The sequence below is a fragment of the Massilia sp. CT11-108 genome (assembly GCF_047302915.1).
Classification (GTDB): Bacteria; Pseudomonadota; Gammaproteobacteria; order Burkholderiales; family Burkholderiaceae_D; genus Telluria; species Telluria orientalis.
This window is the reverse complement of record NZ_JBKYMO010000164.1, coordinates 1-11,607: the sequence shown is the minus strand read 5'-3', so window position 1 is coordinate 11,607 and position 11,607 is coordinate 1. Positions and strand designations below refer to the sequence as shown.

Here is an 11,607-nt window from a genome sequence, read left to right as displayed (position 1 = left end):
GCCGGGCAACCTGCCGGCCGTGACGGGCGCCGCCGGGCCGCGCATCCTCGGCGCGCTGTATCCGGCCTGATCCCTCAAGAAATTCCTGCGTGGCCCGCCGCCAGCATGTCGATCAGCGCGCGCGAGGCGGCCGACAGGCTGCGGTGGGCCGGATAGATCAGAGAGAATGTCCGCGTGCGCCCGCCCAGGCCGGGCAACACCTCGGTCAGGCGGCCAGCGGCCAGGCTATCCTCGGCAAAGATGCGCGGGCACAGCGCGATGCCCATCCCCTGCTCCGCGAACCACACGACGCCCATGACGTCCGTCGCCACCGTGACGGCGGCCGGCGGCATCCAGTCGATGTCGCGCCCGTCGTCGCGCAAATGCCACGGGATCACGCGTCCGGTGCTGGGACGGATGAAGGCGATGCAGCGCTGGCGCGCCAGGTCGGCGAGGCCGCACAACGGTCCCGCCGCCTCCAGGTAGTCCGGCGCGGCGACCAGGCACAGCGGCGACACTTCGAGCGGACGCGCCACCATGCTGCTGCTGGGGAGCGGGCCGGAACGGATGGCCAGGTCGAACCCTTCCGCCACCAGGTCGACGTTGCGGTTACTGATGTCGACCTCCAGTTCGACCAGCGGATAGGCGCGCGCATAGGCGGCGAGCAGCGCGGGCAGGCGTTGCCTGCCGTAGCTGGTGGGCACGCTCATGCGCACCTTGCCGCTCAGTTGCACCGTCGTGCTGCGGATCGTGCGTTCCGCCTGCTCGATCTGCGCGAACGCGCCGCGCACCTCCTCGGCGTAGCGGCGTCCGGCATCGGTCAGGCTCAGGCTGCGCGTGCTACGCCGCAGCAACTGCGCGCCCAGGCGGGTTTCCAGCCGCGAGATGGCGCGGCTCAGTACCGACGCCGTGGTCGACAGCACCACGGCAGCGGCGCTGAATGACCCGTGTTCGATCACGCTGAGCAACACCTCCACATCCGACAAGTGATCGAACTTGCGGGCCATCTTCACCTTTCGCGAACAAATCATTTGCTGATCGCCTAGTTTATTGCACCGCGAGGAGAAAATACAATGTCACCACTCACCACTCATAAGGTCACTCATGGAATTACTGAATAAATTGCAATGGCGCTACGCCACCAAGGCAATGGATCCGACCCGTCCGGTCGCCCAGGACAAGATCGACCGCATCATCGAGGCCGCCCGCCTGGCGCCGACGTCGTCCGGCCTGCAGCCCTACGAGATCCTGGTCATCAAGAATCCGGCACTGCGCGCGCAGATCCGTGAAGTGGCATGGAACCAGGCACAGGTCACGGATGCGTCGCACCTGCTGGTGTTCGCCGCCTGGGACGACTACACGCCGGAACGCATCAACCACATGTTCGACCTGACCAACGAAGTGCGCGGCTTCCGCAACGAAGGCTGGGAAGCGTACCGCCAGCAACTGCTGTCGACCTATCCGGGCCGCGGCGCGCAGGTGAACTTCGAGCATGCCGCACGCCAGGCCTACATCGGCTTCGGCGCGGCCGTCATCGCGGCCGCGTTCGAGGAAGTCGACGCGACGCCGATGGAAGGCTTCGACCCGGCCGCCGTCGACGCCATCCTGAAGCTGCGCGAGCAACACCTGCGCAGCGTCGTCATGCTGCCGCTGGGCTACCGCAAGGCCGAGCAGGACTGGCTGGTCAACCTGCCGAAGGTGCGCCGCCCGCTCGACCAGTTCGTCACCGAAATCGACTGATCCCGCGGCGGCGGGTCGTTTGTAACAAAACCACGTTCGCCTTCTCAGCGGCACACGGCACTTGTACCATTGCGTTATCCAATGTGCTTAAGAAAGATTTCGCAATGACCTACACGAATTTCACCCGTGCGCTCGCCCTGGCGCTGGCCGCCGCCGCCGCCGTGGTGTCCGTACCCGCTCAAGCCGACAGCTTCGCGTCGTCCGCGTCCAGCGCGGGTTCCGCATCGTCGGGCAGCATCTCCGATTCGATCGGCGGCTCCAGCAACAGCTCGAGCGGCGACAACAAGCGCGCGGAGACCGGCCCGTACCGCGTGATCGACGTCGCCGTGGCACCGGCCAAGGCGGGCAAGGAAGCAAAAACGCGTATCACGCTGCGCGCCGTCGCGGGCGATGCCGCCACCCAGTTCTGGGTCGACGTGCCCGACCGCGCACTGGCCGAGCGCCGCGTCGCCAAGGATGAAGTCGTGCAGGTGAACGAGCGCGTGTACGGCTACGAATTCGCGTACGGCGACACGAAGCAGCCATTCTTCCTCGCGCTGCAGGACGACTGGTACCGCGACCTCGCGTCGCGCAAAGTGACGATCTGATGTTCCGGAGGCTCCTCGCGGCCGCGCTGCTGCTGTGCGCGAGCGCGGGGGCATCGGCCGGCATCCCGGCCTTCTGCGACCGCGCCGGCAAGGTCACGGCCGCGGACCAGGATCGCGTGCTGCGTTTCGCCGCCGCGGTGAAGGACGAATTGACGCGTTCCGGCAGCAGTCTCGCCCTCGTCGCGCGCGCGGGCCTGGACCTCTCCCGCTTCGGCCTGCTGTATTCGCACGCGGGCATCGCGCTGAAAAACAATCCCGGTGGACCGTGGGCCGTGCGCCAGCTGTATTACGCGTGCGACGAATCGCGTCCGCGCCTGTTCGACCAGGGCATGTCCGGCTTCGTGCTCGGCGCCGACGCGCCCACGCATGGCCACGTCGCCCTGCTGTTCCCGCCCGAGCAGGACAGCGCGCTGCTTGAACGGGCCGCGCTCGACAAGCCGCTGGCCCTCGCGCTGCTGGGCACACGCTACAGCGCCAACGCGTACGCGTTCGGCACGCGCTACCAGAACTGCAACCAGTGGGTGGCGGAGCTGATCGCATTCGCGTGGGGCCGCCTCGATCCGGCCGATCCCGCGCGCGCGCGCGCGCAGGCGTGGCTGCGCGCGCAAGGCTATGCGGACACGCCCGTCCGCATCCCGTCGCACTGGCTGATGTTCGCCGGCCAGTTCGTGCCCCTCGTGCACGTGGGCGACCATCCGCTCGACGACATCCACGCGCTCGCGCTGCACATCAGCGTGCCGACGGCGATCGAGGATTTCGTACGGCGGGAGTCCCCGCATACGCGCCGCGTGGAACTATGCCACGACGAGCGCCACATCGTCGTGCACCGCGACTGGGAGCCACTGGGGCCGGGCTGCGAGCCGCTGCCGGGCGACGATGTGATCGCCCTCGCGCCCTGATGTAAGATGACGTCTCGTCAACTTATCCGACCGCCCCATGTCCAGCCAACTGCTCCGCCACGTCGTCCTGTTCGCGTTCAAGGACGACGCCTCGTACGACGACGTCGACGCCATCGTGACCGGCTTCGCCGCCCTGCCCGCGGCCATCCCCGGCATCACGGCCTACGAATGGGGCACGAACGTGAGCCCGGAAGGCCTGAACGACGGCTTCACGCACTGCTTCACGTTGACGTTCGCTCAAGCCGAAGACCGCGACGCCTATCTCGTGCATCCGGCGCACCAGCGCTTTGTCGAGATGCTCAAGCCTTCTCTCGCCAAATCGCTGGTGCTGGATTACTGGGCCAGATAACGCGTATGTCCGCGTGGGCACGTGGTGCCCACCCTACGCGAAATAATGCCTCAGTCCTTGTGGACGGCGCTCCAGGTCATCTCCGGCAGTGTCACGTCCACCGAGACCGGCAGGTCGTCCGCCGCCTGCCCGAACAGCACGCGGTACGTGCCCGCGCGCACGCGCCAGCTGTTGTCCGCGACCTCGTACGTCGCCAGCAGGCGCGGATCGACGGCCTGCGTGAACGTGTTCGCGCCGCCTGCCTTCAGATCGAGCTTGTGGAACGCGACGAGACGCTTCGGCGCTTCCCAGCCCGACGCTTTCACATCCGCCGGTGCCACGTACACCTGCACGACACCCTTGCCCGCGAGCTTGCCCGTGTTGCGCAGCGCCGCGCCGACCGTCAGCGCGCCATTGGCGACGTTCGCCTTCGGCTCCGCGACGGCGAAGCTCGTATAACTGAGGCCGTGGCCGAACGCGAATAACGGTTTATACCCTTTCGCGTCGTACCACTTGTAGCCGATCGCCGCGCCTTCGTGATACGTGATGTGGACGGGGATGCCGTCCGGCTTGCCGAAGCCCGGGATCTCGGCATGCGCCAGCTGCGCGTTCGATGCGGGGAAGCTGATCGGCAGGTGCCCGGACGGATTCACTTTACCGGTCAGGATGCGCGCGATCGCCTGGCCGCCGCGGATGCCCGGATAGAACGCCTCCAGCACGGCCGGCACCTGCGGCAGCCACGGCATCAGGATCGCACCGCCCGATTCCACGACGACGATTGTCTTCGGATTGGCGCGCGCGACGGCGGCGACCAGCGCATCCTGGTTGCCGTCCAGTTCCAGCTTGCCGTCGAAGCCCTCGCCCATCCACTGCGTCACGAACACGACGGCGACCTCGGACTGCTTCGCCAGCGCGACGGCCGCGTCGATGTCCTTGCCGCTCGCGTACGCAACCTTCGCCTTCGGCAGTTCGGCTTTCAACGCCGCCAGCGGCGCCGACGGCATGTAGATCACGGGGCCGGGCCACTTCGTCGGCTCCAGGTTCGGCACGGCATTGCCGCCGACGGGCGTCACGCCGGACGAACCGCCGCCCGCCAGCACGCCCTTGTCCGCATGGCCGCCGATGACGGCCACCGACTTCACGTTCGCCAGCGGCAGCAGGTTGCCCTCGTTCTTCAGCAGCACGAGCGATTCCTCGGCGGCGCGCTGCGCGACGTTGGCATTCGCCGCGAAATCGATCTTGCCGACTTTCGGCGGATCGTCGAACACGCCGGTCTGGAACAGCGGCCACAGGATGCGCTGCGCCATGTCGTCGAGGCGGCGCATCGAGACGTCGCCCTTGTTCATCGCCTCCTTGAAATTCTTCGCCGAGTAGAACGGGCCGTGGTGGTTGCAGCACGGGTAGCCCGTGAACTGGTCGAGGCCATAGTTGGCGGCGTCCGCCGTCGAGTGGACGGCGCCCCAGTCGGCCATCACATAACCCTTGAACTTCCAGTCCTGCTTCAGCGTCTTGTTCAGCAGGTATTCGTTCTCGCATGCCCAGCGGCCGTTCACGAGGTTGTACGAGCACATGACGGAGCCCGGCTTCGACAGCTCGTTGACGATCTCGAACGCGAGCAGGTCCGACTGGCGCATCGCTTCGGGCGAGATCGTGACGTCGACCGTCGTGCGCTGGCTTTCGTGGTCGTTGACGGCGAAGTGCTTCATCGTCGACACCACGTGGCGCGCCTGGATGCCGTTGATGAGACCTGCCGCCATGCGGCCGGCCAGCAGCGGGTCCTCGCCCACGTATTCGAAGTTGCGGCCATTGCGCGGCTCGCGCGCCAGGTTCGCGCCGCCGGCCAGGAAGGTGTTGAAACCGGAGGCGCGCGCCTCGTCCGCGATCATGCGGCCGCCCGCCTCGGAGACGGCCGGGTCGAAGCTGGCCGCCGTCGCCAGCGAGGACGGCAGCGCGGTGCGCTCCATGCCGCCCACGCGCACGCCGATCGACGCGTCGGTCTGCCACTGCGGCGGAATGCCCAGGCGCGGGATGCCCGGCACGTAGCCGGCCGAGCCCTCGATGTGGTGTGCCGCGACGTCGGCCTTGATTGCCGGCGGCACGATATCGTCCGGCTGCTTCGCCAGGTCTTTCTTGTCCGTGTAGCTGACGATCAGCAGCAGCTTTTCGTCGAGCGTCATCGCGGCGACGGCGGCGCGGGCGCGTTCGTCGGCGGATTTCGATTTGTCGAGCCACGCGCGGTCCTGTGCCTGCGCCCCCATCGCCGCGCAGGCGAGAAGGACCGCGACCGCGGTTTGTTTCCTCTGTTTCATCATGCTTGTCTCCTTGTTATTTGTGGGGCGCGTCGATCACGCGGAATTCGCCGCCGAGATGCATCATGCTCATCAGGTACAGCATGCCGTCGAAGTAGCGCTGCTCGCCGCTGGGCACGGGCGTGTCCCACAGCGCGCGCAGGAAGTCGTCGGATGCCTGCCCCGGCGTGGCCGCCAGGCTGCCGACGGCCGCTGCCGCCAGCATGCCGGTCGAGTGGCGGTCGGACAGCGGCTTGCCGTCCAGCGTGTAGCGGTCGGCGAAACGGTCGATTCCCTGGCCCGCGAGGAACGTCTGGACGCGGTCGGAAAGCGCCTGCTGGCGCGGATCCTTGTTCCACCAGCTGCGGTCGACGGACCAGTTGCTGATCGTGCGCCAGCTGTCGTAGCCGAACGACCCCGGGCTGCCGTCCCAATTCTTCAGCGGCGTGCCGTCGAAGTCGGCGCGGTCGGGGCCGAGGCCCGTCGCGGGGTCGGCCGTCTTCACGAAGAAATCGCGACTGACGCTGGCGGCGCGCGCCCAGAACGCGCGGTCCTCGCGCGGGCCCCAGCGTGCCCACAGCTCGTAGAACGCGGGCAGGTGGTACGACGGGTCGGTGCCGGGGATGAACGTCTCCGGCACGAAACGGACCATCGCGTGGGCCTCGTCGACCATCGTCCCGACGGTGACGGCACGCGGCGCGCGGTGCGGACGCTGCGGCGGCCACGGCTTGCCCGCTTTCTGCGCCTGTTCCTGTTCGCGGCGGTTGTTGGGGCTGGGCCAGGGCGTGGCCGGCTCGACGAACGGCTGATCGCCGGGGTGGATGCGGAACGGCGGCGTGGCCGTCATGACGGGATGGTGGCGCATGCCGCGCAGGATAGTATCCGCTTCCTTCTGATAGTCGTAGATGCCCTTCCCGTTACCCCAGCGCCGCGCCGCGAAGTACAACGCCATCGCATAGTATTCCTCGCCGTCCGGCGCGGCCCCGGTGGCGCGCGGCGTGCCGTCCGTGCCCATCGACCACGCGAAATAGCCGCGCGACGGGTTGGCGGGATCGGTCGTGAGCATGTACGTCTTCGACCAGTTCCACAGCGCGTCGAACTCGCGCTTCTTGCCGAGCTGGACAGCGATCATCATGCCGTAGCTCATGCCCTCCGTGCGGGCGTCGTTGTTGGCCCAGTCCGTGATGTACGCGAGCGTGCCGTTGGCGTTGGCGCCCGTCTCGAAGTAGACGCGCTCCTCCTGGCCGTCGCCATGGAACAGCTTCTGGTAGGCGCGCTCGATTTTCGCGTGTGTCTCCTGCGGGCTGCGCCCCAGGCGTTCGGCGAACAGGTTGCGGTAGCGCTGCGTGCGGTAGGCGCCGGTGCCGTCGTCGGTCGCTGCCGTGGTGGTGGTGGCGGCTTTGTCGGTGGATGGTGCTTGCGCCTGGGCGGCACCGGCCCAGGCGAGGATGATAGCGGTAACACCGCAGAGTAAAGTTGGTGCCCTCGACATTGTTTTTTCTCTCGTTACAGGGGTTATGTGTCTCCTTGCCGCCACGTTCGTGGAGCGTGGTCAGTGTACTACGCGCGTGACTGTTAGCAATGTTAATGGATTGTCATTACGGCGGCATCCAACACTTCGTACGGACGAAAAAAAAACCGCCCCGGCAATGCCGAGGCGGCTTTCGATGTCGAGTCTGGTATCGCTTACATCGAGAACGACGAACCGCAACCGCAGGTCGACTGGGCGTTCGGGTTCTTGATGACGAACTGGGCGCCTTCGAGGTCGTCCTTGTAGTCGATCTCGGCGCCGACCAGGTACTGGTAGCTCATCGAGTCGATCAACAGCTGAACGCCGTTCTTTTCCATCGTCGTGTCGTCTTCGTTCACGATTTCGTCGAAGGTGAAGCCGTACTGGAAGCCCGAGCAACCGCCGCCCTGCACGAACACGCGCAGTTTCAGGTCTGGATTGCCTTCTTCCTCGATCAGTTGAGCAACCTTCTGGGCAGCGCTGTCGGTGAAATTGATGGGCGTGGGGATCGTGTCTTGTGCGTTTTGCACTTCGGCGACTGCATTCATGGATAAACTCCTGATTGGATTCGGATTTCGTCCATTATAGACCGTTGGCGCCAGTCATGCTGAAGCCCCTTCGGCCGCCACGCCGAGGTGGAAGACGGGTTCGGCAGCCGCCACCGGCTCGGCGTGATGGGTCAGCTTGCCGGTGACGAGGGCACCGCCGTGCATTTCCAGCAGGCGGTAATGGACATCCCCATGTATGCGGCCTTTCGGCTGCAATTCAAGGAGTTCGGACGAATACACCGTGCCCGCGATATACCCGTTGACGACGAGGTTGGAGCAGCGCACCTCGCCTTCGATGCGCGCGTGTTCGGACACGATCAGCACGCTGTCGTTGCCGTCCGCGGCCATCACGTTGCCGTGTACCTCGCCGTCGATGCGCAGCCCGCCGGTGAATACGAGATCCCCTTCGATGCGTGCGGAAATGCCGATCAGGCTATCGATTTCGCTTTTTGCGTTACGACCGAACATGATTGTCCCCTGTGCTTGGCGTTGGTTCTGTCCAACAGTCAATGTACCGTTGCCAACACAGGTCGCCTTGATCTGTGTCTTGTGACCAAGCCTTGCGAGAGGACGTGTTTACGGCAGCAGCGCGATCTGCTTCAGGCCGGTGCTTTCCGGCAGGCCGAACATCAGGTTCATGCACTGCACGGCCTGGCCGGACGCGCCCTTGACCAGGTTGTCCTGCACGACGAGGATGACGACCGTGTTGCCGTTGTCCGGACGGTGCAGCGCGATGCGCAGCATGTTCGAACCGCGCGTCGAGCGGGTTTCCGGGTGCGAGCCGAACGGCATGACGTCGACGAATTCCGCATCCTTGTACTGCTCTTCGAACAGGGCTTGCAGGGCTTCGTTCGTGATGTCCTGCGTGAGGCGCGCGTACAGCGTCGAATGCATGCCGCGGATCATCGGCACGAGATGCGGCGTGAAGATCAGGCCGACCTTCTGGTCCGTGTAGCGCTGCAGCTGGGCCGACGTCTCCGGCGTGTGGCGGTGGCCATGCACGCCATAGGCCTTGAAGTTGTCGCTCGCTTCCGAGAACAACGTGCCGATCTCGGCCTTGCGGCCGGCGCCGGACACGCCCGACTTGGCGTCGGCGATCAGGTTGCTTGCGTCGATGATGCCCGCCTTCAGCAGCGGATAAAAGCCCAGTTGCATCGTCGTCGGATAGCAGCCCGGATTGGCGATCAGGCGCGCCTTGCTGATATCTTCGCGATTCAGTTCCGGCAGGCCATACACGGCCTCTTCCAGCAGGTCCGGCGCGCTGTGCGGGATCTTGTACCACTTCTCGAACGTGGCCTGGTCCTTCAGGCGGAAGTCGGCGGCGAGGTCGATCACCTTCACGCCGGCGGCGATCAACTCGGGCGCCTGGGCCATGGCGACGCCGTGCGGGGTCGCGAAGAACACGACGTCGCACTGCTTCAGGTCGGCCTTGTCCGGGCTCGAGAACGCGATGTCGACGTGGCCGCGCAGCGAGGGAAACATGTCGGCGACGGGCAGGCCGTCTTCCTTGCGCGAAGTGATGGCGGTCAGCTGCGCCTCGGGGTGGGCAGCGAGCAGGCGCAGCAATTCCACGCCCGTGTAGCCGGTGCCGCCAACGATGCCAACTTTGATCATGTCTGTTTCCCCTTGATAAATGGATACGTTCCGTACGAGCCCGCAATTTTAGCAGGCTGTCCTCGCATGTGCTGCATTGCCGCATGGCTAAAGTCTACATTCGGGGTCAGAGCACATTATTTTAAAGATTCGGGGTCAGAGCACATTTCCTGACAATTGCATCAGGGATAATGAATTTTTCTCCCGCAGAGGAGAAACGATCGGGTGACGACATCCGCCGAGGCGCAGAGACCTCGTTCCAACACGGCGAAAAAATGTGCTCTGACCCCGAATTTAAAGAAAAATGGGACCTGACCCCGAATTTGGGAAACAAAAAAGCCGCCGGCTTTGCAGCGGGCGGCTTTTCGTTTCGGCAGCAGCGCAAAAGCGCTGCAGATCCGATTAACGCTTCGAGAATTGCTTTGCGCGACGTGCTTTGCGCAGACCAACTTTCTTACGCTCGACTTCACGGGCGTCACGGGTGACGAAACCGGCACGTGCCAGGTCGCCCTTCAGGCCTGCGTCGTAGTCGATCAGTGCACGGGTGATGCCGTGGCGCACTGCACCTGCCTGGCCGGACTCGCCGCCGCCATGCACGTTGACCTTGATGTCGAAACGCTCGACGTTGCCGGTCAGTTCCAGCGGTTGACGGATGACCATCAGGCCGGTTTCGCGCGAGAAGTATTCGGCGGCCGGTTTGCCGTTCACGATGATCTGGCCGGTGCCAGCCTTGATGAACACACGGGCCACTGCACTCTTGCGACGGCCGGTGCCGTAGTTGTAGTTACCGATCATGTCAGTTCCTTACTTAGATTTCGAGTGCTTTGGGTTGCTGGGCAGCGTGCGGGTGCGTAGCTTCCGCATACACTTTCAGCTTCTTGATCATTGCGTAGCCCAGCGGGCCCTTCGGCAGCATGCCTTTGACGGCTTTTTCCAGGGCGCGGCCCGGGAAACGCTGTTGCATTTTCAGGAAGTTGGTTTCGTAGATACCGCCCGGGTAGCCCGAGTGACGGTAGTACTTCTTGTCGTTGGCTTTGGTGCCGGTCACGCGCAGTTTGCCTGCGTTGACGACGACGATGAAATCACCGGTATCGACGTGCGGAGTAAATTCCGGCTTGTGCTTGCCGCGCAGTCGGAGTGCCACTTCGCTGGCAACACGTCCGAGGACTTTGTCCGTCGCGTCAATCACGTACCAATCGCGCTGGACTTCATGGCCCTTAGCGGAAAAAGTTTTCATGTTGACTTCCTATGTATAGGGAATTAATGCTCGAATGGTGGTTCCGCGGGCGATGCTACATCGCGGACTCTGCCTTATTGTCTTTTCCCGAGCAAATGGAAAGCCCACGACTATAGCCGATTCCTCACCCGACAGTCAAGCCGCACCAGGCTGGAGCCAACGCAAAGACATCCGCGCTGAATCATGCAATTTTGCAACTCTTATTTGCAAGAAATATTTGACCACGAAATCGATGTCAAATTAGTATGACCCGCATCGAAGAGGAGACTACTTGTTGAAATCGATCCTGCTCCTGGGCGCATGGCTGGCGGCCACGATCCCGGCCGCGGCGACGCCCGCCACGCCGGCACCAACGCGCAGCTGCCACCTGCCCGGCGTCGAGGAAGCCCTGCGCTGCCTGACCCTGCCCGTCCCGCTCGAACCCGGCAAACCCGCCACCCTGAACCTGCACGTGACGATCGCCCCCGCCCTGCGCCAGGGTGCGCGGCCGGATCCGCTGTTCGTGCTGGCCGGCGGTCCCGGCGAAGCGGGCAGCGACGTGCTCCCCCTGTTGTCCACCGCCTTCAAGCGCGTGCGCGCCACGCGCGACATCGTGTTCGTCGACCAGCGCGGCACGGGGTTGTCCGGCAAGCTGGAATGCCCGTCCGACGCCGACGCGGATGCGCAGCTGAGCGATGCCGACGCCGACGCCGCCCTGCGCCGCTGCATCGCGGCCAGCAAGGCGCCGTTCGCCGCGTACACGACGGCCGCCGCCGCGCGCGACATCGAATCCGTGCGCCGCGCGCTGGGCTATGACAGGATCAACCTGTGGGGCGGCTCGTACGGCACCCGCCTCGCGCAGGCGGCATCCCTGGCGCACTGGGCGAACAGCTGGTCGAGCGCGGCCTGGCTGTCGCGG

13 protein-coding genes are annotated in these 11,607 nt (G+C 65.1%); 5 read left to right on the top strand and 8 right to left on the bottom strand.

What is annotated here, in order from left to right; all coding sequences use genetic code 11:
- Positions 1-74: 74 nt before the first annotated feature.
- On the bottom strand, positions 75-1,010 hold the full coding sequence (locus ACEN88_RS14870) for a LysR family transcriptional regulator (protein WP_413340731.1): 936 nt from the start codon (positions 1,008-1,010) through the stop codon (positions 75-77).
- 73 nt (positions 1,011-1,083) lie between these two features.
- Here ACEN88_RS14870 and ACEN88_RS14865 point away from each other — a divergent pair, with 73 nt between their 5' ends.
- The 4 genes from ACEN88_RS14865 to ACEN88_RS14850 all read left to right on the top strand — a co-directional run bounded on the left by ACEN88_RS14865 (position 1,084) and on the right by ACEN88_RS14850 (position 3,554).
- Entirely contained in the window at positions 1,084-1,719 is a 636-nt protein-coding gene (locus ACEN88_RS14865) for an NAD(P)H-dependent oxidoreductase (RefSeq protein ID WP_413340729.1), read from the top strand.
- A gap of 104 nt (positions 1,720-1,823) precedes the next feature.
- A complete protein-coding gene (locus ACEN88_RS14860; RefSeq protein WP_413340727.1) occupies positions 1,824-2,306 on the top strand; it encodes a hypothetical protein in 483 nt (160 codons plus the stop codon).
- Complete coding sequence (locus ACEN88_RS14855) at positions 2,306-3,205, top strand: DUF2145 domain-containing protein (RefSeq protein WP_413340725.1); 900 nt, start codon at positions 2,306-2,308, stop codon at positions 3,203-3,205. Before ACEN88_RS14860 ends, ACEN88_RS14855 begins: the two co-directional genes overlap by 1 nt.
- Positions 3,206-3,242: 37 nt before the next feature.
- Entirely contained in the window at positions 3,243-3,554 is a 312-nt protein-coding gene (locus ACEN88_RS14850) for a Dabb family protein (RefSeq protein ID WP_413340723.1), read from the top strand.
- Between the two features lie 50 nt (positions 3,555-3,604).
- Here the strand turns inward: ACEN88_RS14850 and ACEN88_RS14845 are convergent, their stop codons facing one another.
- The 7 genes from ACEN88_RS14845 to rplM form a co-directional block, all read right to left on the bottom strand.
- A complete protein-coding gene (locus tag ACEN88_RS14845; protein ID WP_413340721.1) occupies positions 3,605-5,845 on the bottom strand; it encodes a beta-glucosidase in 2,241 nt (746 codons plus the stop codon).
- A gap of 13 nt (positions 5,846-5,858) precedes the next feature.
- Positions 5,859-7,313 (bottom strand): glycosyl hydrolase family 8, encoded by a 1,455-nt coding sequence (locus ACEN88_RS14840; RefSeq protein WP_413340719.1) that lies wholly within the window; start codon positions 7,311-7,313, stop codon positions 5,859-5,861.
- A 194-nt stretch (positions 7,314-7,507) separates the two neighbouring features.
- Complete coding sequence (erpA, locus tag ACEN88_RS14835; protein WP_056122323.1) at positions 7,508-7,879, bottom strand: iron-sulfur cluster insertion protein ErpA; 372 nt, start codon at positions 7,877-7,879, stop codon at positions 7,508-7,510.
- A gap of 54 nt (positions 7,880-7,933) precedes the next feature.
- Positions 7,934-8,347: a bactofilin family protein gene (locus ACEN88_RS14830; RefSeq protein ID WP_413340718.1), complete on the bottom strand. Its 414-nt coding sequence runs from the start codon at positions 8,345-8,347 to the stop codon at positions 7,934-7,936.
- Positions 8,348-8,455: 108 nt separating this feature from the next.
- Positions 8,456-9,493, bottom strand: a complete 1,038-nt coding sequence (gene argC, locus ACEN88_RS14825; RefSeq protein WP_413340716.1) for an N-acetyl-gamma-glutamyl-phosphate reductase — start codon at positions 9,491-9,493, stop codon at positions 8,456-8,458.
- A 381-nt stretch (positions 9,494-9,874) separates the two neighbouring features.
- Positions 9,875-10,267 (bottom strand): 30S ribosomal protein S9, encoded by a 393-nt coding sequence (rpsI, locus tag ACEN88_RS14820; protein WP_028102305.1) that lies wholly within the window; start codon positions 10,265-10,267, stop codon positions 9,875-9,877.
- Between the two features lie 13 nt (positions 10,268-10,280).
- Complete coding sequence (rplM, locus tag ACEN88_RS14815) at positions 10,281-10,709, bottom strand: 50S ribosomal protein L13 (RefSeq protein ID WP_036235400.1); 429 nt, start codon at positions 10,707-10,709, stop codon at positions 10,281-10,283.
- A gap of 271 nt (positions 10,710-10,980) precedes the next feature.
- Here rplM and ACEN88_RS14810 point away from each other — a divergent pair.
- On the top strand, positions 10,981-11,607 hold a 627-nt coding region (locus ACEN88_RS14810), incomplete at its 3' end, for an alpha/beta fold hydrolase (RefSeq protein ID WP_413340713.1).

Bases quoted from the DNA above. Each gene is read 5' to 3' on its own strand.
- ACEN88_RS14830 (WP_413340718.1), bottom strand. From the start codon at position 8,347: ATGTTCGGTCGTAACGCAAAAAGCGAAATCGATAGCCTGATCGGCATT.
- erpA (WP_056122323.1), bottom strand. From the start codon at position 7,879: ATGAATGCAGTCGCCGAAGTGCAAAACGCACAAGACACGATCCCCACG.
- ACEN88_RS14845 (WP_413340721.1), bottom strand. From the start codon at position 5,845: ATGATGAAACAGAGGAAACAAACCGCGGTCGCGGTCCTTCTCGCCTGC.
- ACEN88_RS14850 (WP_413340723.1), top strand. From the start codon at position 3,243: ATGTCCAGCCAACTGCTCCGCCACGTCGTCCTGTTCGCGTTCAAGGAC.
- argC (WP_413340716.1), bottom strand. From the start codon at position 9,493: ATGATCAAAGTTGGCATCGTTGGCGGCACCGGCTACACGGGCGTGGAA.
- rpsI (WP_028102305.1), bottom strand. From the start codon at position 10,267: ATGATCGGTAACTACAACTACGGCACCGGCCGTCGCAAGAGTGCAGTG.
- ACEN88_RS14865 (WP_413340729.1), top strand. From the start codon at position 1,084: ATGGAATTACTGAATAAATTGCAATGGCGCTACGCCACCAAGGCAATG.
- rplM (WP_036235400.1), bottom strand. From the start codon at position 10,709: ATGAAAACTTTTTCCGCTAAGGGCCATGAAGTCCAGCGCGATTGGTAC.
- ACEN88_RS14870 (WP_413340731.1), bottom strand. From the start codon at position 1,010: ATGATTTGTTCGCGAAAGGTGAAGATGGCCCGCAAGTTCGATCACTTG.
- ACEN88_RS14840 (WP_413340719.1), bottom strand. From the start codon at position 7,313: ATGTCGAGGGCACCAACTTTACTCTGCGGTGTTACCGCTATCATCCTC.
- ACEN88_RS14855 (WP_413340725.1), top strand. From the start codon at position 2,306: ATGTTCCGGAGGCTCCTCGCGGCCGCGCTGCTGCTGTGCGCGAGCGCG.
- ACEN88_RS14860 (WP_413340727.1), top strand. From the start codon at position 1,824: ATGACCTACACGAATTTCACCCGTGCGCTCGCCCTGGCGCTGGCCGCC.